This window comes from Candidatus Jettenia sp. AMX1, assembly GCF_030263775.1.
GTDB lineage: Bacteria > Planctomycetota > Brocadiia > Brocadiales > Brocadiaceae > Jettenia > Jettenia caeni.
Genome location: NZ_SZPP01000027.1, coordinates 46,389 through 70,816, shown reverse-complemented (window position 1 = coordinate 70,816; position 24,428 = coordinate 46,389). Strand labels below are relative to the sequence as shown.

Below are 24,428 nucleotides of genomic sequence, written 5' to 3'. Positions count from 1 at the left end.
ACGCCATTGCCTTATTGGCAAGGGTAAAGGTCGCACCCGTTGCGCCTGTCACCTGTAGGAAAGTCCTCCTCGTAAGTTTCATACTTCCTACTCCTTTCTTGAATAGATTACATGGTAATATTCAGGGGTCTCTAACAGAGAACTGCCAATACATCTCTTAAATTCTTCTGGATACCTGTAGTAGTATAATGTAGGACAAGGCATTAGCCTTGCCTCCCCGTCTGAATACCTGCACGAGGATAGCAACCCGAAAGGGTTCCCTACAAAATGAAAATTCCTATACATCAAGAGAGCGATGCTGCAAATCAATGTGCTTAAGTATACATTTGTTTACTTAATTTGTCAACATAAAATAAACGATTGTTTATATATCACGATACTACGAAATACCACAACTCTTTTGTCTTTCGATTTATAATAATGCTACACAATATTTCCTATGAGGTAATCAGATTGGAGAAGTAAGGGCGAGCATGCTCTTATTTTATTTTTTGACTTGACTTAAAATACTAAAGCATGTTATGTAAATATGAGTAATATCAACGAGTAAAAACTAGCATGAAAAAGGCAAACTTTGAGTAATCAGAGGACGCAAAGGAAAGGGTCTTGTAACCGTGGACAGTGTTCGTGAACAGTATCAGCATAAATAGCAGATACTTACACTCATAACTGACACTATAGAAATAAGATAGCCTTACTGCCGAAGATTGTTATGGTAAATATCTTTGCAGCAAGGTTTTTTTGTTTTTAAGGAGGTTGCTCTATGACACAACAATTCCAGGAAAAAAAGTATCCGCCACAACATCAGGAACAGCAACCGGGAAAAGAACATCAAATGCAGCCCAAGCCGAAAAGTCAAATGAAGGAGTACCGTGGCTGCGATAAGTTACAGGACAAGGTAGCTCTTATCACGGGCGGGGATAGTGGTATAGGGAGGGCTGCAGCTATCGCCTTTGCCAAGGAAGGGGCACAGGTATCTGTTGTATATCATAATGAGCATAAAGATGCAGAAGAAACCCGCAGATTAATAGAAAAAGAAGGACGTCGTTGTTTATTGATTGCGGGTGATGTGGGCGATGGGGTATTCTGCTCACAAGCAGTCAAGAAGACCGTTAATGAACTAGGTAAACTCGACATCTTAGTCAACAATGCTGCCGTACAGTTTGTTCAGGAAAGCATAGAAAACATTACAGAGGAGCAATTGGTAACTACATTCCGTACTAACATTTTCTCATATTTTTTTATGACCCGAGCAGCCTTAAAACATTTAGGGAAAGGTTCTACTATCATTAATACCACTTCCGTCACTGCATATCGGGGCAGCCTGCATCTTTTGGATTACTCCTCTACAAAAGGAGCAATTGTTTCCTTTACTCGTTCGCTAGCCTTATCCCTCATCAAAAAAGGCATCCGTGTAAATGCTGTTGCGCCTGGACCGGTTTGGACACCGCTTATTCCTGCCAGTTTTCCTGAAGAAAAGGTAGAGAGTTTCGGCGCCCAGGTTCCTATGGAGAGGGCAGCAGAACCAGATGAAATTGCCCCTTGTTATGTATTTTTAGCCTCTGATGATTCCTCATACATAACAGGACAAGTTCTTCACCCTAACGGCGGAGAGATGGTCGGCGGGTAATTCATTATGGCTCTCTTCGAATATCAATGTCAAAGACTCTTTCATCTGCGGATGTTTAGCGTTGTAATTTCACCGATCTTTCTGCAAAAGAGAGATTGGGGAATAAGATGATAAAGCTTGTAAGGAGATTTAACTGTGAAAAACCTGAATAACTGAGGATATTTCTACAGAAAAAGGATGGAATTTACGATGAATGCGTTAGGAAAAGCAAAAGAGCCTTTTATATTTTCAACACAAGTCTCTCTTACCGAGCTTACCGGGTTAAAGGCAACAAATTTGCAGCAGTTACTTGATCTTATCAAGACAGTTCCAGGATCAGTTATTTATCATCATACTCATCATTTTCTCCAGGAACATCAATATTTATTACCTGAACCGCCAAATGATTTTTCCTACTGGGTTACTGAATTTTTAGGTGAAGCAAGGCTTGGTGAATATTTGCTGAGCATTGATACCATTCAGTACGCAACAATTCGTGAACTCCGGGATAAAATAGCCCGTACCATTGAAGATTACGTTAAAGACTACCCAACATCATTAAATAAATTTGCAACCACAGGGGAAGAGTTCCGTTTTTTAAAATCTGTTAGCTTTATTTTACAAACACCACATAAAGCTTCAGATCTTAAGGAATTCAAAACTGCATTGCAAAAAGTAACACCTCGTTCTCTCTATTTTCACATGTTTGAAGCAAGGCTTCGTATAAGACAGGGCATTAATGATTTTTCTAAATGGCTCGAGGATTGTTTATCAGAAAATAAACTGGCAAATAAAATAGCCGCCCTGGACCCCTATACCTATACTTTAGAAAATTTACGATTTACCATCATAAAGTTAGTCGAAAAAAGAATTGCCGAATCTTTAAAGGAACATCCGGTTATTCCAGAAGCTCTTCCAAAGTAAAAAAATTATGGCAAAAATTTCAGAATATAGTTCTGTAGTCGGTTCTAGTACCATTGAAGAGTTACAATTATTAGCAGGCAAACTTCAGGAGAAAATTGTCCAAAATATCAATTCTACTGCAATGGGAGGTGGTGTTGCAGAACTTCTCAGTCGAATTGTGCCTTTGTTACAGGAATTAGGGGTAAATACCAGGTGGGATGTAATTAAAGGCGGGGAGAGTTTCTTCAATGTTACAAAGAAATTCCACAATGCCTTGCACGGAAGGCCTGAAGAGATTAGTCCACAAATGTTTGAAGCATTTATGGAGACAAGCCAGCAAAACATTGAAGAACTTAAGGCATATGGAGATATCATGATTATCCATGATCCACAACCTATTGCGCTTATTAAAAAAAAATTGTCTATGCCCGGCAGCAAGTGGGCATGGCGATGTCATATCGATATCTCATCCCCGGATACTCATGTATGGAATTTTCTAAAACCATTTATCCATCAGTATGATAGCGCGATTTTTTCTTCTCCAAATTTCTCACCAGCCTTACCTATCCGGCAATTTCTTATCCTGCCATCTATCGATCCTTTAAGCGATAAGAATAAAGATCTGCCTCAGGAAACAATCGATACGGTACTGGAAAAATATCAAATAAAGAAAGATAAACCTATTATTACCCAGATCTCACGGTTTGACTATCTGAAAGATCCTATTGGCGTTATTGAAGCCTACCGTTTAGTAAAGAAGCGTATCGACTGCCAACTCATTCTCGCCGGAGGAACAGCTACAGATGATCCGGAATCAAGCAAGGTTTTTGCAGACACAAAAGAAATAGCAGGAAACGATGCAGATATACATATTCTCCCTGTTCCATCCGGGAGTGACATAGAAATCAATGCGCTACAAAGGGCGTCCACCGTTATTATACAAAAATCACTGCGTGAAGGGTTTGGACTTACCGTAACCGAGGCATTATGGAAGGCAAAACCGGTTGTCGCTTCCAGCACCGGTGGTATCCCATTACAAATCAGACATAAATATAATGGACTTTTATGCCATAGTATTTTTGGCGCCGCTCTCTCTATAAAACAGTTATTACATAACCCAGAATATGCTAAAAGGCTCGGTGAAAACGGACATGAACACGTTAAGCAGAACTTTATCCTTACTCGTCATCTCAAGGATTGCTTGCTTTTATTCTTATGCATGTATCATTCTGACGATATCATTCATTTATAATTGACCACCAGGGCACAAAGGCGCGAAAAGAAGTTTTTTGAGATTTAACTTTCTCTATCCTAAACAACGGTTTAAATCACTATGAATTATTACAAAAAAACTTTATTTTACCTGCTCGTAATTATCATTACCGTTTGGAGTATATTTCCTTTCCTTTGGATTTTATTAACCTCTATCAAGCCTCCCTTTCAGATTATGCAATTACCACCGGTATTTCCCACTACCATTACCCTTGCTGCATATAAGAATGTCCTTCTGAAAAGTTATTTTCCTCATTATTTATTCAATAGTTTTATGGTATCGTTATCAACGGTATTCATTACAATACCAATCGCACTTCTTGCGGCTTACAGTATATCACGCTTCTCATTCCGGAGAAAAACATCCATTCTCTTTATGATTATTATTTTATTTACCCTCCCTTCCATAAGCCTTGTAGCTGCCCTTTATAAACTATTTTATACCTTAGGCTGGATTAATCTTCCCATCTCTCTTATCGTTACGTACAGTGCCAATAATTTCCCTTTGGCCTTTTTTCTTCTGGTAAAATATCTTGATAAGATCCCAACAGATATGGACTGTGCTGCCCTTATTGATGGATGCACCTATTTTCAAGCCTTTCGATATATTATTACCCCCCTATCATTACCGGGGGTTATTTCTGCATCGGTTCTTATTTTTATTTTTTGCTGGAATGAATTTCTTTTTGCGCTTACTTTTACCCTTGATGAATCATCAAGATTAGCATCAGTAGGAATTGCATTATTTCAGGGTACCTTTGAGGTTCCCTGGGGTGATATTGCAGCAGCATCAGTTATAGTAACACTTCCTCTTCTTCTGTTTTTGCTGTTTTTTCAAAAATATATTGTACAGGGACTAACAGCAGGGGCGCTTAAAGGATGAAAATAAAATTACAAAATGTTATAAAACTCTATAACAACCATTACGTTGCTGTAAACAAGCTGAATTTAGATATATCCAGTGGTGAATTTCTTGTTGTGCTCGGCCCTAGCGGAAGCGGAAAATCCACAACCTTGAATATGCTTGCTGGTTTGGAAATACCTACCTCCGGACATATATTCTTTAATGAACGTATCGTGAATAATGTCCCGCCCGGAAAAAGAGATATCGCTCTGGTCTTCCAGAATTATGCCCTATACCCCCACATGAAGAGTTATGATAATATTGCCTTCCCCCTGAAAATACGGAAAGAAAAGGATTTACACCATCGGGTTATAAAAACAGCTGAAATGCTGGGATTAAGCGCCTTACTGCATAAGTACCCAAAGGAACTCTCTGGTGGAGAAAGGCAACGGATAGCATTGGCACGGGCGCTCGTGAGAAATCCACAAGTCTTTCTCATGGATGAGCCACTCAGTAATTTAGACGCACGGCTTCGGCTCTCAGCGCGAGGGGAGTTAAAGAAATTACAAAGACAGCGTAATATCACTACAATATATGTCACTCATGACCAAACAGAAGCACTTACTCTGGGAGATCGCATCGTAATTATGGATAAAGGCAACTTACAACAGATAGGCACACCGGATGAAATATATCAGAAACCTCATAATACCTTTGTTGCCAGTTTCATTGGGGCTCCTCCCATGAACATGGTACAGGTGCAGAAATATGACACCCATTCTTTTATCCTTGGAAATACTACGATTGCATTTCCCACCCCTTTACCTGATCAAACAAATCTTATCCTTGGTATAAGACCTGAAAATCTGACAATAGTACCAGCAGATACACAAACCATTATACCATGTACCGTGGAACATATAGAATATCTCGGTAATGAATCGATAGGACATGTTACAATCAACCCTACGACAATATGGTACGCAAAGAATATGGGAGAAAGAATAAAGATAGGTGATGAAGCCGGCCTAAAATTTTCACCCAATGATGCTCACTGGTTCGATTCTGTAACCAGAAAAAGGATAGCATAATCAAGCTTGTTTCGCCATGAAGATACAAAAAGAATCGAAGCATTGACTGGGTATAACAACCATCTCCTGGCGGCAATTGATAATCCACAATGCGTAATCAATGTATACGGGTAACCAATTTGTTATGAAAGGCAAAGTATGAACTGGTATCAGCTTCCTGTAAGAGAAATAGTGCAAAAACTTGGAACATCCGATGAGGGATTGTCTGATGAGGAAGTCAAAGAACGCCTTCAGCACTATGGTCCAAACAGACTTGCAGAAGAGGAAAAGATAAGCAAAATAAAGATCCTCCTTCACCAGTTTACCAGTCCCCTCATTTATATCCTTTTCGTAGCAGCATTCGTTACCTTTCTCCTGAAAGAATTTATTGATACCAGTGTAATTATGGCAGTAGTATTCCTTAATACAATTATTGGTTATATCCAGGAATTTAAGGCAGAACAGAGTGTCAGGGCACTCAAAAAAATGCTGATACCGAAGGCAAAGATTTTACGGAATGGACAAGAAAAAGAAATAAACAGCGAAGAACTGGTACCAGGTGACATCGTTCTTCTTGCATCAGGAGGCAAGGTACCGGCAGATCTAAGACTTTTTAAGACTCTTGAGTTAAAAATTGATGAATCCATGCTTACCGGTGAATCAATCCCTGGAGAAAAAACTACATCACCAATACAAAAGGATAATCTAACGCCAGGAGACCAGAAAAATATGGCCTTCACAGGAACAATTGTTGTAAGTGGAAGAGGGAGAGGCATTGTTACCGAAACGGGAAATAAAACGGTTCTTGGTCAAATTGCAAAGAACGTTAGAGAAACGGTGAAAATAAAAACACCTCTTCAGAATAAACTGGAGCGGTTTGCAAAAATCATAGGAGTTGTTATTGTTGGACTTTCTGGCATTCTCTTTGGTATAGGCTTCTTAGCGCATGGATCAGATATTTCTGAAATGTTTATGGTTGCTGTTGCTACTGCCGTATCAGCAATACCTGAGGGTCTTCCTGTTGCGGTAACCATTACTATGGCAATCGGTGTATCAAGAATGGTAAGGAGAAATGCTATTATAAGAAAGCTACCCGCAGTGGAAACCCTGGGAAGTACTACCGTCATATGCTCTGACAAGACAGGAACACTAACAAAGAATGAAATGACCGTGAAACTCATTTATAATGAAAATCATATCTATGAAGTAACCGGAACAGGATATAATCCAAAGGGTGAGATTCTTCGTGATGAGATGCCTGTTCCCCACAAAGACAAGGAAGATCTCCTGCTTGTTTTACGAATAGGATTACTTTGTAATGAATCTCATATTTATCTTGAAGATAGCCAATACAAAATTGATGGAGACCCTACAGAAGGAGCGCTTATTGTATCAGCAATAAAGGGAGATCTTAACCCTGAAGAAGAGAGGAAAAATTATCCACAAATTGCGATTATACCTTTTGAATCGGAACGCGGTTATATGGCTACCCTTAACAAGCACCGAAACAAAAAATGTATTTTCGTAAAGGGCGCCCCGGAAAAGATAGTAGACATGTGTACCAAATTTAAAACAAATAGCAGCTCTCCGAAAAAAGAGATCCTTCAGGCTGCAAATACTTTTGCTAAAAAAGGTTTACGAGTACTCGCATTTGCTTATAAAGAAACGCCGAATGACAAGGAAGAACTTATTCACCGGGATATAGAATCAGGATTAACCTTTGCAGGTCTTCAGGGTATGATCGATCCGCCAAGACAAGAAGTAATAGAAGCAATAGAGGGGTGTAGACAAGCAGGAATCAGAACCATAATGATAACCGGTGACCATGCAATCACTGCAGTATCTATCGCAAAAGAGCTTGGATTAGGTGGACAGGACGAGAAGGTTTGCACAGGAAAAGAGCTTGAAACGATGAGTGATGAAGAACTTTTTCATACGGTAAAAAACGTATCGGTATTTGCAAGGGTAGCGCCTCACCATAAGTTAAGAATAACAAATCAATTAATAAAACAGGGTGAGGTTGTAGCGATGACAGGCGACGGAGTTAATGATGCACCTGCCCTCAAGGCTGCTCATATTGGTATTGCCATGGGCAGAACGGGAACCGATGTTGCGAAAGAGGCCTCCGATGCTGTCCTTACTGATGATAATTTTGCAAGCATTTTTGCAGCGGTTGAAGAGGGAAGGGTGGTGTATGATAATATCAAGAAGGTCACCCTCTTTCTGATATCATGCGGTTTTGGAGAACTGATTGCCATTATCACCACCGTTGCAATGGGTCTCCCTATACCCTATATAGCGGTACAGATACTCTGGTTGAACCTCGTAACAAATGGGCTTCAGGATATTGCTCTTGCCTTTGAACCAGGAGAAAAAGGAGTCTTACTGAGACCTCCAAGGCATCCGAAAGAACGTATTCTTACAAGCATTATGATACAAAAGACTGTTCTTATGGGGCTTGTTATGGCTGCCGGAACGGTCATTCTCTACCTATACCATCTCAATAAAGGGGCATCATTAGAACAGGCTCGTACCGTAGCCCTCACAACCATGGTCTTTTTCCAATTCTACCAAGCGCTTAACTGCCGTTCCGAATTTCAATCCATTTTCAGGAAGAACCCCCTGAGTAACCCGTTTTTATTCTTCAGCATGATTGCTGCCCTCTTTGCCCATCTTGCAGTGTTATATGTACCGGTTCTTCAATGGGTTTTTAGAACAGTTCCTCTTACCAGAGAAGAATGGATTGATATTGGAGTAATAACCGTAGCAATAGTTATTGCAGTTGAGATTGAGAAATTGATAAGAAGAAGAAAAAGGAAAACAAGAGCAACGATTGCAGGATTTAAAACGGGAAAAGTATTTGCGCCAGCCAAAATACTTCTGATATCTGTTTGTATTTTCCTTGCATTATGGACTACCTATACATTCTTCAGGCCCAAAAGAGAAGATGAAGTTGTTTTTAGTATCGGGTGTGGCGCCGAAGAAATCGGAATAATAAGGAGACTCATAGATACATTTGAAAAGGAAAATCCTGCGATACATGTTAAATTAAACATCCTTCCTGCGCCTACAGATCAGCAGCACCATTACTATCTTACTACCTTTGGGGTAAAGTCTGAAGATATTGACGTGATGAGAATTGATACTATCTGGATTGCAGAATTTGCGTCAGCAAGATGGCTGGAGCCATTAGAAACATATATCAATCCTGGATATAAAGCATCATTTATTCCCATAATTGATGTAATAAACATATACCAGGATCGTTTATACGCCATTCCCTGGAATGCCGATATTGGACTTTTCTATTATCGGGACGATTTATTAAAGAAATACCAGGCGTCTCCGCCGCAAACATGGGAAGAGCTTATTAAAACAGGCGCAAAAATTTCCTCCATGGAACCTGTATATGGATACCTCTGGCAAGGGAAACAATATGAGGGATTGGTCTGTAATTTTATTGAATTCATTGGCAGTAACAAGGGAGAAATATTCGATGCACAGGGAAGAGTAGTTGTTAATTCGATACAAAATCACACAGCTCTCAATCTCATGCATGATTTACTATGGAAGTATCAGATATCACCGCCAAATACCTACAGCGAACTTATGGAAGAGCCCACTCGTCATCTATTTCAACAGGGTAGAGGTCTTTTTTTAAGAAATTGGACTTATGTGTGGAGTCTTTTTCAGACAGACCAGTTTATGAGGAATAAGGTAGGAGTATCTCAACTGCCTAAATTCTCCGGTGGACGCCCTGCTCCTGTATACGGAGGATGGCATCTCGCTATAAATGCTAACTCAAAAAAGAAGAAGCAGGCATGGCAACTCGTTAAATTCTTAAGCTCACACAGGGTGCAAAGAGAACTATCCAGGAGACTATCCTGGGCGCCGACACGTACCTCATTATATAAAGACCCGAGACTGCTCCGAAGATTGCCATTTCTTTCAATCGTGCATGCATCATTTCCAAACGTTCAAATACGGCCCAACCTTCCTTATTATCAGTGGGTGAGCGACATCATACAAAAACATGTTAACAGGGTATTATCGAACCAGGAGAGCAGCAAACAAGCGTTACAATCTATTCAAACAAAACTCGAACGGATGAGAAATGAATTTACCAAAGACTAAGCTTGCTTACTTATTTTTATTACCTGGAATACTCCTGATACTGGCATTTAGCTTTATTCCATTCGTAGATACTATTATAACTTCCTTCCAAAGTGCAAAACTTATTTTACCAAAAGAACGATTTGCGGGATTTGATAATTATCAGGATATTGTAATCGATACCCGCTTCTGGTACTCACTCTTTCTTACGCTTTTCTATACTTTTGTCTCAATATGCCTGGAAGCTATCCTGGGATTATGTTTTGCTCTTATCATGAATCGTCTATCACCCAGAAGCAGCTTTTTAAGAGTCCTAATCCTTATCCCTTGGACAATCCCAACGGTAGTAACAGCGAGAATATGGCAATGGATGTTTGATTATAATTTAGGAATTATAAATTATCTTTTTGAAATTTTTGGTTTTTCAAGGGTAAATTGGCTAGGAAAGCCTTTTTTAGCGTTTTTTTCAATTGTCATTGCAGATGTCTGGAAGACTGCCCCCTTTGTCGCCATAATTGTTTTAGCAGGTCTCTCTGCCATCCCGCAGGAGATATATAAAGCATCTGCTATTGACGGTGCAAATAGCTGGCAGCGATTCCGTTATATAACATTACCCTTGATATTGCCAATAGTAGGTGTAGCCATTATGTTCAGAGCTATAGATGCCCTGCGAATATTTGATCTCGTTTATGTACTTACCGGCGGCGGTCCAGGAGGTTCAACGGAAACCTTATCTGTCTATGCTTATAAACTGTTCTTTTATAAGGGGGATTTTGGACAAGGAGCAGCTACATCAGTAATAATCTTACTCTTAGTTGCCGGCTTTGGATACTTCTATACAAAAAAATCCTTTGAAAAGTAAGAGAACCGTATGCTGGCTGAAATAGAAACAACCATTCAATTTACTCTGTTTATAATTGCATTGTGGTAAGAGCCAACTCCCTGTTGGCGACCGTGGAACTTGCAAATAAGTTATACATTGCCAAGCTCGATCAGGGGACGGATTCTACCAAAATATGATTAACAGTATTTATTTGTGTATCTTTATTTACATCCTCTGGCAAGCCTGCTCCCTTGTATTCACACAATCTTCGTATGATACTTGCATTCCCTTACGGTATGTGCTAAACTCCTCTTCTTTTGATACTCCTTTCTTATGGACTGGCTACCGAAATAACTTCAGTACCATCCTAAGAGAGGAGTTGTTTTTTTTAAATACTTCAGCTTAGCTTTTTGCTATTCTTCCCGGCATAGGTTGAGGGTTTAGCATAGAGAATATCTCCAGAGAGTAATACGATATGCTAACACATCACGAAAGGTCTCTTAAAAATGGAAGTAGCTGAATTTTTTTTAAAATTTTTAATAATTTTGGTATCTGCAAAATGCTTTGCGGAAATGTTCGCCTTTTTACGCCTGCCCGCTGTATTAGGCGAAGTTATTGCTGGTATTATCATAGGACCAAGCCTTCTCGGGATTATACAGGTTGATGCAACTCTTTACCTACTGGCAGAAATAGGTATTTTACTTCTTCTCTTTGAGGTTGGACTTGAAACAGATGTTGGACAAGTTGTAAAGGTTGGTGTACAATCATTTTTAGTTGCCATCACCGGCGTTGTTGCCCCTGCAGTCGCAGGTTTTTGGATAAGTAAATATATCTTTCATTTACCCCTCCTGGTTTCTCTCTTTATTGGAGGAACAATTGTCGCAACAAGTATTGGGATAACCATACGGGTACTTGTTGATATTAAAAAACATCAGACAAAGACTGCAAAAATTGTTCTTGGGGCAGCGGTTCTCGATGATATTATTGGTGTAGTTATTTTAGCAATACTCTATGATTTTGCCGTAAAAGGAGAGGTCCGGGTGATGGATGTAAGCAAAGTATTGGGGTTTATTGCCGTCTTTTTATTGCTTGCCCCTGTAATCACGAAGCTCCTTGTACCTCTTATTTCCAAATTATCATCGGGCAGTAAAACGAATGGGATGATACCGACAATTATTATCTCCTTAATCTTAGTATTAGCTATTATCTCTCATAAAATCGGTGCACCGGGAATCCTCGGTTCTTTTGCTGCTGGTATTGCCCTTGCAAGGAGGTTCTTTCTCCCTCTTGGTTCAACGATAGACCATTACAGTCATGGTATGGCTGAAAAGATTGAGAAACACATGAAGCCTATCATTGATTTGTTTGTTCCTGTTTTTTTTGTGGTTGTAGGTGCATCCATGAATCTTAAGGTTATTGACTTTACATCCGTAACGTTCTGGCAAATGGCAGGGCTCTTAACGATCATAGCTATCGTTACAAAGATGATCAGTGGACTATGGGTCAAGGGTGGTCTCAAAACAAAACTTTCTACAGGTCTTGCAATGATCCCCCGGGGAGAAGTTGGTTTAATATTTGCTGAAGTAGGAAAGAAGAGTGGTATATTCGACGATTTGATTTATGCAATTATTGTCTTTATTGTTGCCTTAACAACACTATTCGCACCTATCTTACTGAGATTTTTTATGAAAGGTGAAGAATGAACTGGTATCAGCTTTCCATAAAAGAAACACTGCAAAGACTTCAAACATCTGAAGATGGACTGACTGACGAAGAAGCCAAAGAACGCCTTAAGCAGTATGGACAAAATAAACTCGCTGAGGAAGAAAAGATAAGCAAAATTAAAATCTTTTTCCATCAGTTCACCAGCCCCCTTGTATATATCCTCCTTGTTACCGCGGTTGTAACATTTCTTTTTAAAGAATACATAGACGCTACGGTAATTATAGCTATCGTGGTTATTAATGCAATAATTGGTTACATTCAGGAGTTTAAGGCTGAACAAAGTGTAAGGGCGCTCAAGAAGATGGTAGTACCAAAGGCACGGGTACTCAGGAATGGTAAAGAAAAAGAGATACACAGTGAGGAACTGGTGCCGGGTGATATTGTTCTACTTACATCTGGTGTAAAGGTGCCAGCGGATCTCAGATTAATAAGAACAGTTGAATTGAGGGTCGAGGAGGCCATGCTTACGGGAGAGTCAGTTCCTGCTGAAAAGGTAGTCGTACCAATAAAAGAGGACAATTTGACTCCAGGCGATCAGAGGAATATGGCATTCATGGGTACCATTGTTATAAGTGGAAGGGCAAAGGGTGTTATTGTAGAAACGAGTTCAAAGACCGTTCTCGGCAGTATTGCCCAAGAAGTTAAGCAGGTAGGTGTTACAAAAGCACCCCTCCAGAAAAAGATAGAAAACTTCGCAAAGGTTATCGGACTCATTACCCTGGCAACCTCAGTTCTGCTTTTCATTATCGGTGTTATTGTCGGCGAAAGCGTTAAAGATATGTTTATGACGGCTGTTGCTGCCACCGTGGCGGCGATACCAGAGGGGCTTCCCATCGTTGTAACCATAGCAATGGCTATCGCTGTGGCAAGGATGGCAAGGCAAAATGCCATCGTAAGGAAGCTTCCCGCAGCAGAGACCCTCGGAAGTACTACGGTCATATGTTCAGACAAAACCGGAACACTCACAAAAAACGAAATGACCGTAAAGCTTGTCTACGATGGAAAACATACCTATGAGGTAACAGGAAGCGGATATGAGCCAAAAGGTGAAATACTCCATGAGGATATGCCCATCGAAGCAAAGGAAAAAAAGATACTCCTTCAGGTTTTACGCATAGGACTTCTCTGCAACGAGTCAAATATTTATGAGGAAGAAGATCAATACAAGGTTGACGGTGACCCTACAGAGGCAGCCCTTATTGTTTCTTCAATGAAGGCAGGTCTTAGCCAGGAAGAAGAAAAAAGGCACTATCCACAAATTGGAATCATACCCTTTGAGTCTGAACGCGGTTACATGGCAACGCTCCATAAACATGGAGGGAAAAAATTCATATTCGTTAAAGGGGCACCCGAAAAGGTACTTGACATGTGTACCGCATGCATGGCGGCTGATAACCTTAACAAGAAAGAGATATCACATATTGCTGCCAATTTTGCCAAAGAAGGCTTACGGGTACTTGCTTTTGCCTATAAAGAAGTTCCCCATGATACGGAAGAGATTAGTCACCATGATATAGAATCAGACCTAATCCTTGCCGGTCTCCAGGGGATGATGGACCCACCAAGACCAGAATCCATCGAAGCCGTTAAAGGGTGTAAAAAAGCAGGGATCAGGGTTGTAATGATTACAGGAGATCATGCCGTTACCGCAAAGGCCATTGCAAAAAGGCTGGATATCATTGGTGAAAATGCAGACGTTCTCACGGGCAAAGAACTCAATGAAATGAACGACTCAACACTTTTTGAAAAGGTCAAAACAGTCTCGATATATGCACGGGTAGCGCCAGAGCATAAACTGAGAATAGTAAAACAGTTAAAAAAACACGGCGAGATAGTTGCAGTGACCGGTGACGGCGTTAACGATGCGCCAGCCCTCAAAGAGGCACATATAGGCATCGCCATGGGGAGAACGGGAACTGATGTTGCAAAAGAGGCATCAGATATGGTTCTTACAGACGATAACTTTGCAACCATGTTTAATGCCGTAAAAGAGGGACGTGTCCTATTCGATAACATTCGCAAGGTTGTCTTTTTTCTTATACCAACAGGTATAGCAGCGATACTCTCCATTATTGCTACCATAATTCTGGGCGTACCAATGCCCTATGTCCCTACCCAGCTTCTCTGGTTAAATATTGTTACAAATGGTTTGCAAGATATTGCCCTTGCCTTTGAACCGGGAGAAAAAGGAGTAATAGACAGGCCGCCCCGGAATCCAAAGGAAGGAATAATGTCTCGTGTTCTTATTGAAAGAACTATACTTGTAAGCTTCGTAATCTCTCTCGGTGTTATCTTTAATTTCATCTCTGCTTTACATGAAGGGGTACCCATAGAAAAGGCAAGGACAACGGCACTAACGACTATGGTATTTTTCCAATTTTTTCAGGCATGGAATTCCCGCTCCGAGACCCAGTCTGTCTTCCGGATGAACCCCATAAGTAATCCCTTTCTCTTTTACAGCATGATTGCAGCCATTTTCGCCCAGCTTGCAGTATTATACGTACCCCCCCTTCAGTGGATTTTCAGGACACAACCGCTAACATCAAGTGAATGGATACATGTGGGAATAGCAAGTGTTACCATTATCGTTATTATTGAATTTGACAAATGGATAAGAAGAAGGAAAGGAAAAGCAGCCGTTATAGAAGCCGGAAGAAGAAAAATACTCACACCAGCAAATATACTTCTCTCATTCGTTTGTATTTTCCTTATGCTATGGATTGCTTATACATTTTTCAGGCCTAAAAAGGAGGATGAAATTGTTTTTAGCATTGGAGCTGAAAGCAAGGAGATTGATTTCATAAGAAATCTCTTAAACGATTTTGAAGATAAAAACCCTTCTGTAAAAGTTAAACTAAATATCCTTCCCGCACCTACTGATCAGCAACACCATTATTATCTCACTACTTTAGGAGCCAGATCAACTGACATTGATGTATTGAGAGTTGATACGATTTGGATTGCCGAATTTGCATCAGCAGGATGGTTAGAGCCATTAGAAACATATATCAATCCTGGATATAAAGCATCATTTATTCCCATAATTGATAAGACAAACAGATACCGTGATCGTTTATATGCCATTCCCTGGAATGCCGATATTGGACTTTTCTATTATCGACGGGATTTATTAAAGAAATATCAGGTATCTCCACCGAAAACATGGGAAGAGCTTATTGAAATAGGTACAAAAATTTCTCCCACTGAGCCTGTGTATGGGTATCTCTGGCAGGGAAAACAATATGAGGGATTGGTATGTAACTTTATTGAATTTATCGGAAGTAACAATGGAGAGATTATCAACGAAGAAGGAAAGATAGTTGTTAATTCTCCACAAAATAAAATAGCTTTAGACCTTATGCATGATTTAATATGGAAATATAGGATATCGCCACCCAATACCCCCGGTGAACTTATGGAAGAATCTTCAAGGCATCTTTTTCAACAAGAAAAAGGCCTTTTTCTCAGAAACTGGACTTACGTATGGGATTTAAGTCAGAGAGACCAATCAACGAAAGGTAAGATAGGCGTAACCCGGCTGCCAAGATTCCCGGATGGAAAATCAACATCGGTATATGCAGGCTGGCACCTCGCCATAAACACCAATTCAATGAAGAAGGAACAAGCATGGCAACTTATTAACTTCTTAACCTCGCGCCGGATACAAAAAGAGTTGGCCTTACATTTAGCATGGGCACCGACACGAAACGCATTATACAAAAATCCAAGGTTGCTTCGAAAATTACCTTTTCTCCCCATAGTAGAAGAATCTTTTCACACTATTCAAATACGACCCAATCTCCCATATTATCAGCGGATCAGCGACGTCATACAAAATGAGGTTAATAAAGTGTTATCGAATCAGTTAGACAGCCAAAAAGCATTGCAAACTATTCAGACAGAATTAGAACGGGTTCAACATGAATTTATCAAAGACTAAATTGCCTTACCCCTTCTTATTGACTGCTCTAAGGGAGTACAATTTTAGCTTACAGGCAGAATAATTGAAATGCTGGTAAATTTTCCCTCAGCACTATCAATGGTAAGCTTACCACCATGATCATTTATAATATTATGGCAAATACTTAAACCTAATCCTGTTCCTTCACCAGCAGGTTTCGTCGTAAAAAATGGGTTCATTACTTTATCTCTTATATGAGCAGGTATGCCAGTACCGTGATCATAAAAAGTAATCTTTACATAAGAATGACTATTTATAGCTATTTTTTCACCTAAAATTTCAAGGATCTTATCATCGTGCCGTCCCGGGTATTTTTGATTGAGGGCATATCGTGCATTATTCGTAAGGTTCAAGAAGACCTGGTGAATTTCTTGGGAATTCGCAAGTATTTTTGGTAAGTCTTCAGGCATATCTAACTTTATTTTGGTACCTTCTTTTCGTAACTGTGGTCCTGTAAGAATAAGGGCATCAGATACTATTTCATGTACACTCATTATACTTTGCTCCTTTTTATCCTTAGTCCTAGCAAAAGAAAGGAGTTTACTAACAATATGAGCGATACGATCCCCCTCTTTTATAATCCTGCGAGTAAGATCTTTTTCTCTACTTCCTTCACTCGCTTTATTAGATAACATCTGAGCACAATTAATAATACCTGTTATGGGATTATTGATCTCATGAGCTACGCCTGCTGCTAATTCACCTATTAGCGCAAGATGTCTAGACAGTTGTATCTCCTTTTCCAGATTTACTTTTTCAGTGATATCCAAGGAAGCGCCTAATATACCAACACACTCACCCTTTTCATTTTTTATAGGAATTTTAATAGTATGAACAATTAATTCTTGTCTATTTATAATATATGTATCTTCTATATCCTTTCTGTACCCCGATTCTATAACCTCCCTGTCATCTGTTCTATATTTTTCACTAAGTTCTTTAGAGAAAAAATCATAATCTGTTTTTCCTGTAATTTCTTCAGGCATTATATGTAAATCCCTGGCGTAATTTTCATTACAGGATTGATATACCAGATTTCTATCCTTATAGAATATTCTTAAAGGAAGATTTTCATAGAGAAACCGGCACTTACTTTCACTCACATGCAGCACTTCTGCAATCTGTTTAAGTTCATTGATTTTATTTGCGAGTTCTTCTGCCATAATATTAAAACTCTTACTCAAATTGCCAATTTCATCATTACGAATTATATTTATTCTGTAATCTAAGTCCCCTTTTGTAAATTTCTCTGTTACATCCCTTAAATCTACAATAGGTCTTGATGTTGAAAGGGCAAAGGTAACACCAACACTGGTAACTACAGCAGCGCAAATTATTCCTAAAGTTAAGACAATAGTATTCGATGTCTTTAAAGGTGCAAATACCTCTGATTTGTCTATCTTTGCCATAAGTATCCAATTATACTCTGGTATATCCATAGAGACACCAATAACAGGTATACCTCTGTAGTCCGGGTAAATACCGCCCCATTCTTTATTTTCTTCAATGATCTTACGAATTGGCATTGTATTTATCGTTTGCTTAAGGGGAAGATTTTCTACAAACTTTGATTTAGTAATCATTGTTTTATTATCTTTATTTACTAAATATACTTCGCCAGTATTTCCTATTCCTATAAGATTAGCAGTAATCTCATTTAGAAATGAAAGGTTGTAGGTATTGATAATGGCGCCTAGTGGCTTAGTATCATTGTCTGAAATAATCGGTGCTGAGATACATATGCAATTGATATCATAGTAAGAAGAAAAATGAGGCTGACTTACAAAGGTCTCACCATAACGCTTCATTATTCCTTGTATGAATGCTTCATCATGCGATATATCTCTACCAATTAACTTCTCATTCGTCGATGAAATAACCTTGCCAAATTTGTCTACAATAGTTACTGCAACAAGATGGGGTTGTGCTGGCACAATCTTTAAGGCATTTGAAAGATAATTATTTAAATTAGTTACCGTGTTTTGCATGGAAACTTCATTCTGAGTAATTGTTCTGAGTTCTTCTCTTATAAAGTTATCAATACTAAAATCAGATGTATGTATTCGCTCTGCCTCTATACAGTCCAAAACGTGAAGCCTTTTTGCTTGTACTATCATTTGTAAATCTTGAAAGGTTTTTTGTCTTAAAATACTTCTGGTATGAAAATAGTATATTGTAGTAATTATTACGATCGGTATAAGTGAAATAGAAAGACCAAAAGTAAGCATTTTAGATTTAATTGATGAGAATATTTTCATCTGAACACCTATATATAATGAAATAAAGATTATCTTTGTTATTATAAGACTTAAATCAATGTATAACTATCGTGGAACAAATCAGGTTTTCGAGATTTGAGTACCGATAATTTGAGAATTTTCTGCCAAAAGGGTATGTAATTTCTCTTGACAGAGACTGATGTCCTGAAGGAAGTTTAAGTACACTATCCTAAACTTTTCGTATGTATCATACTATGTATTATAAAGGGGCTTTTCGTAAAAGAACTTCTATTATTTGCTCACAAGTTTAGCCTAAATCGAGAAGAAGAACGGTATGGTTTTGATTCTGTCTGCGTTACGTTGAAATTGTTCTTTTTTGTACTCTTTTGAGTTCATTACGTTGCTCTGAATTCGGAAAATCTCCTATAATTAATGTGTAACAAATATTCATATGAATTGTAAGAAAAATTTTCGAAAAATAAATGCTTTTAGTTATAACAAGGAGTATATATGCTTGATTATTTAAAAAAGATCGAGAAGATAATTGTTATCTCGCTTATTCTGATGATGATAATTGTGCTGTTTCTCTCCACCTTGGACTTGGGTTTGATTATCGTAAAATCTATTCTTACCCCGCCACAATTTTTACTTGATATTAATGAGCTATTAGACATTTTTGGACTTTTTTTATTGGTTTTAATAGGCATTGAATTATTGGAGTCTGTCAAAACATACCTTTTGGAAAAAGAGATTCATGTTGAAGTGGTATTTACTGTGGCCTTGATTGCGATTGCACGTAAGGTTATCATTCTTGATATTAAAGAGATTCCAAGCAATACTCTCCTTGGCATAGCTGCTATCGTCATAGCCCTTTCAATCGGATATTATCTTTTAAAACAGAGTCACCGATGCTAAACTTCCAGCATGAAAACTCCAAAATGAACTAAATTATGCTTCTCCAAGGGTGCTTTAAATAAAAATATTACAGAGAAATTCAAAATAAATCTAGCCATTCAATTATCTTTAATTAAATTTTCCTATAGATGAATCTCAGGAAAAAATTAAAATTTTTTGCCATAAATTTTACTACTCAAATCTTATTTTTTCCCTAATGTATGGCTATTTATGTTCATTTTTAATGTTGAGACAATTTCCTTGCATAGGCTACCTATTCCACCTTATACTATCGTACTTATAAGTTTATAATAGTTAACATACAGGAGAATACAGCAATAAAAGGTCATAAGCAGAAGATAATAAGTTGAAAATGCATGACATGGTCTTTATAATACCTGCAGTCTCTTTGGTCATTATGATTGGTCATATGATTAAAAAGTTGGTAATTACTCAAACTAAGGATTTCTTTTAACTGGATATGATATCTACGCGTGAGTCATTAAAAGAGCTGATTTCGAGCAAGCTGAAAGGTTACAAGCTTATAGTGGTATCGAATCGTGAACCTTACATTCACAATTATGTTGGTGATGAGATTCATTATATTGTTCCTGCAAGTGGAATGGTTACGGCTTTGGACCCTATTATTCGTGCAGAAGGCGGAACATGGGTTGCTTATGGAAGTGGAGACGCCGATAAGGAGGTTGTCGACAGGAACGACCGCATTGCAGTACCACCAGATCATCCACAATATACCCTTCGAAGGGTTTGGCTTACCCGTGAGGAGGAAGAACGGTTTTATTACGGGTTTTCCAATGAGGCGCTCTGGCCTCTGTGCCATATTGTGTATGTCAAACCGAAATTTAATGAGGCAGATTGGTTAGCCTATAAGTCGGTAAATCAAAAGTTTGCCAAGGTTATTCTGGAAGAGGCAGGAAATGAAAAAGCGTTTGTTTTCATTCAGGACTATCATTTTACCCTGCTTCCGAAGATGCTCAAGGAGATTAGACCTGACTTGCTTGTTGCACAATTCTGGCATATCCCGTGGCCAAATAGAGAGGCGTTTCGCATATGTCCATGGGGTCAAGAAATTCTTGAGGGACTTTTAGGAAATGATCTTTTAGGATTTCACATACAATACCATTGTAATAATTTCCTTGATACGGTAGACCGGAATCTGGAGTCAAAGATAGATTATGGAATATTTGCAGCTACAAAGGGTGGAAAGACAACCCATATTCGTCCCTTCCCCATTAGTATTGATTTTGATGAATTAAACATGCAGGCACAGGGAAAAGAGGTTGAGTCTGAGATGGTCCGTATCAGGAAAGAACTGGGTTTAAAGGGACAGATTATTGGGATAGGACTGGACCGGGTAGATTATACCAAGGGCATTTCAGAACGATTTATGGCGATTGACCGATTTCTTGAAAAGTATCCTGAGTACCGAAATAAATTTACATTTGTTCAGGCTGGCACCTTAAGCCGGATTCATATTGCAGACTACCGGGATTATAACGATACGATCTACGATCAGATGAATGAGATAAATCATAAATACCATAGCGGCAGATGGACGCCAATACGGTTAGTAAAATCACATTTTCATCGGGTAAGTATTCAGGCGTTATACCGTTTATCGGACGTTTGTATCGTGAGTTCCCTGCATGATGGTATGAATCTGGTTGCAAAGGAGTTTGTAGCCTCCCGTTCCGATGAGCTTGGCGTGCTTTTACTCAGCCGGTTTACCGGTGCTGCTTCAGAACTTACCGGCTGCATTGAAATTAATCCGTATGCCACAGATACCTTTGCAGAGGCGATAAAGATAGCCATAGAAATACCTGAGGAGGAAAAGAGAAAAAGAATGCAGCGAATGAGAAAATACGTATCTGAACATAACGTGTACCATTGGAGTCAAAATATTGTAAACGAATTGACGAAATTACACCAATGAGATATCTGTTCGATAATATTCAAACGGTTCATGAACTTCTTCATAGCAAGAAAAGGATACTCCTTTTATCCGATTATGACGGCACCTTAACGCCGATTCAGGAGCATCCGGATCTCGCTATACCTTCAGAAAAAGTTCGTGAACTTCTCATAAAATTTTCTTCTCACAAAGCATTTCGTTTAGGCATAGTTACAGGACGTTCTTTACAGCAAATAAAAAAATTAATTAATATACAAAAAGCGCTGTATGTTGCAAACTATGGAGTAGAAATAGAAGGACCTGATATATATTTCATTAGCCCAGAAGCTAAAAAGGCACGCTATATCCTTTGGAACATTTACCTACAACTCTTGAAGTCTCTAAGACACATTGAAGGAGTATATATAGAAGATAAAGGTCTTTCCATCAGTTTGCATTACCGTTTAGTAAAAACAACCCATGATATGGAATATATCACGAAAACCTTTCATACTATAACAAAACCTTTTTTAGACAAGGAAATGCTTTGTCTAAGCACAGGAAAGATGGTTTATGAAATACGGCCTCCCGTGAAGTGGAACAAGGCAACAAGAATTACATGGCTGTTGGCTCATTATTTCCCCCCAGAATTCAGTAACGATGCACTCATTATATATTTAGGAGATGATAGTGCAGATAAAGAGGTATTTACAGCACTAAACGAAAAAGGATTAAAGATTTTTGTAGGAGAGCCGCCAAATACATCTTCGGCAGATTACTTTGTTCATTCCCCTGAAGAGGTAGTTGCTTTTTTAGAGTATCTCTATAAACAGAAATCACAAACTCCTTTATGAATATTCAACAACAACAGGATCGACGTCCAGAGAAAAACAAGTATCAGATACCAATTCAATCCTTGCAATACTGTAAGACAGAGAATAGAAAACAATCATCGGTGATAACACGTCTAAAAAAGGAGCACCCACGTGCAAATCATATTCAGTAATGAATCCCAACACATTCGTTGCAAAAAGATTCCGTATAATGAAGAATATATACAGCATGAGAGCAACAGCCTTATGTGCGGCTAAATATTGACAATACACATACACAAAAATAAGAGGGGAACAGAGCTTAATTATGTCATTCAAAATATTCAATGCAAAGGATGTTATTGTGGTATTCTCAATAAAGATTACCTCTAAAATAGGCGAAAAAAAATATCTTGAGAAAAAATATAATCCAAAACCTGTAATTGTTGTAAAAAAGAATCTTTTTGATCTCTGAAGACCATCCTCTAAATGCCGGGTGACTCCTCTATCATAGAGATACATCGGTATATCAGTAACAGTGTTTTTTAAGCGTGCAGATGTATGAAACAAATATGCAATCGTAAACACGATAACCATTACTGTCTCTCCACACATATCGGGTATGCTTGGTGTATGTATATCATACCTTTGATTCTGATCCAGAGGCTGCAGGATATTAAAGAAAATAAGGGCATTCATGATATTTTCCGTAATAAATCTTAGATTAATGCCTATAAACGTTAGTAAATCGCTTATTCTTAAATTCCTTAAAGCAGCATTGATAGTTGTGCGTTGGCCAGCAGGAGCTGGTATGCCAGGCACTGATTCCTCAGTTATATATGTCCCATAAGTTTTCATGTATTTTTTAGATACAAAAATTGAATTTTTTATACGATCCTATGGTAATGACAGATTAAGTAACACCTATAAAAGTAATAGCAGTGATATTGAGATTAATACCTTTTTTTATTAATCCTAACCCTTACCACACAACAGTAATTTTTCTATTTTCTTCAGGTATTATTGGATGAGTTGCAAAATGTGTAATTACTCAGGTTTTTTACAAAGATAGATAAACATAACGAGTAAACTTTGCATCAGGATTGTTGTTCTTTGATAATACTACTACCCCCCATTAACGAAGATTTAATGGAGAGTCAATGAGGGCGTTTTAATACCCTCTGTGGTCTTTCTGGATTGCTTGTGAACTGAGGAGATAAACTTCCGGATTCGACAAAAACATTCTGCCATTTCTTTATTGTAAAATGTTTCTGAGATCTTTTGTTTTAACCTGGCCATTCTCATATCGTGTTTGGCCAGTTTATTATTAAAAGACAGAAGCTGGTAAGTTTTTAAATAAGTTGGCATAGTTTTCAGATTTGTTCCCTATGGTATTGAAAATGTATATTTTCAACACTTCTTAATGATATTAAGATTTTTATTTTAATTAAGTTTAAGAGAATTCTCTTTCTGTATCCAGTAAAAAATTTAAAATATTTACTCGCTATTTAGCCTTATATCCAAAAAGGAGAGGACAGGTTTCATGAGAATGGCATTTACATCTCTGATATATGACGTTATGTATACATTTTGATAATCACTGGCATCTGGCACATCTGTTCATGTCATTACGATTGACAGCTTGCAGCTAAAGCAGACATTCTCACATCGTTTAAAAAATGTATCAATTCATCACCAATCTCTTGATTCAAACTCATATGAGCGATGAGAAGCATCTTTAGACATCCCATGCTCAATGAGTTTCCAATGATCAAACTCTTTTTCATAGGTGATTTTATAAGAATAATCAATCATCCTCCAACGCCAGAAAAAGAAATGGGATATGCCGGTTACAAATATATCAAGGCGTTTGACCTTTGGATCTATATCCTCAAACATCGCTATACAATGCTTTGTCGTTTTAGGAGCTAATTCCCCTTTTGCTATGATAGCACATTGATATTTTTTACCTTCCTGATAATCTTCATCCAGCTTTGCTACATGTTCCATAATGTCTGGATAGTAAGTATCCAGACATTTCTCTCCGGTATCCGTCATTAAAAATACTTCGATCGGTACTAGTATAGGTTTTTCTAAAGTATTTCCCAAATTATAGAACCATATTATATATCTGATTTCTCCGCTTGTACCTTCATTATGTACATACGTTTTCGGTGCATTCCATGAAAAATCAAGTGGAGAAGCATCAATTCTATATGATATACTCAGGATAATCATCAGAAATCCTACAAGTAGTATTTTTACTTTCAT

At 38.4% G+C, this 24,428-nt stretch carries 16 protein-coding genes and 1 riboswitch; of the genes, 12 read left to right on the top strand and 4 right to left on the bottom strand.

The annotated features are described in order from the left end of the window. Positions 1–82, bottom strand: an 82-nt coding sequence (locus FBQ94_RS17455; RefSeq protein WP_352246608.1) for a twin-arginine translocation signal domain-containing protein, incomplete at its 3' end; no start/stop codon positions are given. Positions 83–556: 474 nt separating this feature from the next. After that, positions 557–705, top strand: a riboswitch (cyclic di-GMP riboswitch). Between the two features lie 58 nt (positions 706–763). Here FBQ94_RS17455 and FBQ94_RS09700 point away from each other — a divergent pair. The 9 genes from FBQ94_RS09700 to FBQ94_RS09660 all read left to right on the top strand — a co-directional run bounded on the left by FBQ94_RS09700 (position 764) and on the right by FBQ94_RS09660 (position 16,299). Next, positions 764–1,630, top strand: coding sequence for an SDR family oxidoreductase (locus tag FBQ94_RS09700; RefSeq protein ID WP_007222970.1), 867 nt, complete (start codon positions 764–766; stop codon positions 1,628–1,630). A gap of 189 nt (positions 1,631–1,819) precedes the next feature. Then, entirely contained in the window at positions 1,820–2,533 is a 714-nt protein-coding gene (locus FBQ94_RS09695) for a DUF5752 family protein (RefSeq protein ID WP_007222971.1), read from the top strand. A gap of 7 nt (positions 2,534–2,540) precedes the next feature. Further along, positions 2,541–3,764, top strand: a complete 1,224-nt coding sequence (locus FBQ94_RS09690; protein ID WP_007222972.1) for a glycosyltransferase — start codon at positions 2,541–2,543, stop codon at positions 3,762–3,764. 81 nt (positions 3,765–3,845) lie between these two features. Further along, positions 3,846–4,667 (top strand): carbohydrate ABC transporter permease, encoded by an 822-nt coding sequence (locus FBQ94_RS09685; protein ID WP_007222973.1) that lies wholly within the window; start codon positions 3,846–3,848, stop codon positions 4,665–4,667. Next, the gene (locus FBQ94_RS09680) at positions 4,664–5,719 is read left to right on the top strand and encodes an ABC transporter ATP-binding protein (RefSeq protein ID WP_007222974.1); all 1,056 of its coding nucleotides are present in this window, start codon (positions 4,664–4,666) and stop codon (positions 5,717–5,719) included. The genes FBQ94_RS09685 and FBQ94_RS09680 overlap by 4 nt, the downstream gene beginning before the upstream one ends. A gap of 138 nt (positions 5,720–5,857) precedes the next feature. Then, positions 5,858–9,832: an HAD-IC family P-type ATPase gene (locus FBQ94_RS09675; protein ID WP_007222975.1), complete on the top strand. Its 3,975-nt coding sequence runs from the start codon at positions 5,858–5,860 to the stop codon at positions 9,830–9,832. After that, positions 9,813–10,673, top strand: a complete 861-nt coding sequence (locus tag FBQ94_RS09670) for a carbohydrate ABC transporter permease (protein WP_007222976.1) — start codon at positions 9,813–9,815, stop codon at positions 10,671–10,673. Before FBQ94_RS09675 ends, FBQ94_RS09670 begins: the two co-directional genes overlap by 20 nt. A gap of 467 nt (positions 10,674–11,140) precedes the next feature. Next, positions 11,141–12,337 (top strand): cation:proton antiporter, encoded by a 1,197-nt coding sequence (locus tag FBQ94_RS09665; protein WP_007222977.1) that lies wholly within the window; start codon positions 11,141–11,143, stop codon positions 12,335–12,337. Beyond that, positions 12,334–16,299, top strand: a complete 3,966-nt coding sequence (locus tag FBQ94_RS09660; protein WP_007222978.1) for an HAD-IC family P-type ATPase — start codon at positions 12,334–12,336, stop codon at positions 16,297–16,299. The genes FBQ94_RS09665 and FBQ94_RS09660 overlap by 4 nt, the downstream gene beginning before the upstream one ends. A gap of 44 nt (positions 16,300–16,343) precedes the next feature. Here FBQ94_RS09660 and FBQ94_RS09655 read toward each other — a convergent pair whose 3' ends face one another. After that, entirely contained in the window at positions 16,344–18,437 is a 2,094-nt protein-coding gene (locus FBQ94_RS09655) for a PAS domain-containing sensor histidine kinase (RefSeq protein ID WP_285442110.1), read from the bottom strand. A 612-nt stretch (positions 18,438–19,049) separates the two neighbouring features. Between FBQ94_RS09655 and FBQ94_RS09650 the strand changes: the two genes are divergently transcribed. The 3 genes from FBQ94_RS09650 to otsB all read left to right on the top strand — a co-directional run bounded on the left by FBQ94_RS09650 (position 19,050) and on the right by otsB (position 22,199). After that, positions 19,050–19,454: a phosphate-starvation-inducible PsiE family protein gene (locus FBQ94_RS09650; protein ID WP_007222980.1), complete on the top strand. Its 405-nt coding sequence runs from the start codon at positions 19,050–19,052 to the stop codon at positions 19,452–19,454. A gap of 460 nt (positions 19,455–19,914) precedes the next feature. After that, on the top strand, positions 19,915–21,387 hold the full coding sequence (locus FBQ94_RS09645; protein WP_040544907.1) for an alpha,alpha-trehalose-phosphate synthase (UDP-forming): 1,473 nt from the start codon (positions 19,915–19,917) through the stop codon (positions 21,385–21,387). Then, positions 21,384–22,199, top strand: a complete 816-nt coding sequence (gene otsB / locus FBQ94_RS09640; RefSeq protein WP_007222982.1) for a trehalose-phosphatase — start codon at positions 21,384–21,386, stop codon at positions 22,197–22,199. The genes FBQ94_RS09645 and otsB overlap by 4 nt, the downstream gene beginning before the upstream one ends. Here the strand turns inward: otsB and FBQ94_RS09635 are convergent. After that, entirely contained in the window at positions 22,194–22,979 is a 786-nt protein-coding gene (locus tag FBQ94_RS09635) for a hypothetical protein (protein WP_007222983.1), read from the bottom strand. The genes otsB and FBQ94_RS09635 overlap by 6 nt on opposite strands. Positions 22,980–23,849: 870 nt before the next feature. Beyond that, the gene (locus FBQ94_RS09630; RefSeq protein ID WP_007222985.1) at positions 23,850–24,428 is read right to left on the bottom strand and encodes a hypothetical protein; all 579 of its coding nucleotides are present in this window, start codon (positions 24,426–24,428) and stop codon (positions 23,850–23,852) included.

What these genes read in the sequence shown, in the direction of transcription:
- FBQ94_RS09700 (WP_007222970.1), top strand. Translation starts at nt 764, where the DNA reads ATGACACAACAATTCCAGGAAAAAAAGTATCCGCCACAACATCAGGAA.
- FBQ94_RS09695 (WP_007222971.1), top strand. Translation starts at nt 1,820, where the DNA reads ATGAATGCGTTAGGAAAAGCAAAAGAGCCTTTTATATTTTCAACACAA.
- FBQ94_RS09690 (WP_007222972.1), top strand. Translation starts at nt 2,541, where the DNA reads ATGGCAAAAATTTCAGAATATAGTTCTGTAGTCGGTTCTAGTACCATT.
- FBQ94_RS09685 (WP_007222973.1), top strand. Translation starts at nt 3,846, where the DNA reads ATGAATTATTACAAAAAAACTTTATTTTACCTGCTCGTAATTATCATT.
- FBQ94_RS09680 (WP_007222974.1), top strand. Translation starts at nt 4,664, where the DNA reads ATGAAAATAAAATTACAAAATGTTATAAAACTCTATAACAACCATTAC.
- FBQ94_RS09675 (WP_007222975.1), top strand. Translation starts at nt 5,858, where the DNA reads ATGAACTGGTATCAGCTTCCTGTAAGAGAAATAGTGCAAAAACTTGGA.
- FBQ94_RS09670 (WP_007222976.1), top strand. Translation starts at nt 9,813, where the DNA reads ATGAATTTACCAAAGACTAAGCTTGCTTACTTATTTTTATTACCTGGA.
- FBQ94_RS09665 (WP_007222977.1), top strand. Translation starts at nt 11,141, where the DNA reads ATGGAAGTAGCTGAATTTTTTTTAAAATTTTTAATAATTTTGGTATCT.
- FBQ94_RS09660 (WP_007222978.1), top strand. Translation starts at nt 12,334, where the DNA reads ATGAACTGGTATCAGCTTTCCATAAAAGAAACACTGCAAAGACTTCAA.
- FBQ94_RS09655 (WP_285442110.1), bottom strand. Translation starts at nt 18,437, where the DNA reads ATGATAGTACAAGCAAAAAGGCTTCACGTTTTGGACTGTATAGAGGCA.
- FBQ94_RS09650 (WP_007222980.1), top strand. Translation starts at nt 19,050, where the DNA reads ATGCTTGATTATTTAAAAAAGATCGAGAAGATAATTGTTATCTCGCTT.
- FBQ94_RS09645 (WP_040544907.1), top strand. Translation starts at nt 19,915, where the DNA reads ATGATATCTACGCGTGAGTCATTAAAAGAGCTGATTTCGAGCAAGCTG.
- otsB (WP_007222982.1), top strand. Translation starts at nt 21,384, where the DNA reads ATGAGATATCTGTTCGATAATATTCAAACGGTTCATGAACTTCTTCAT.
- FBQ94_RS09630 (WP_007222985.1), bottom strand. Translation starts at nt 24,428, where the DNA reads ATGAAAGTAAAAATACTACTTGTAGGATTTCTGATGATTATCCTGAGT.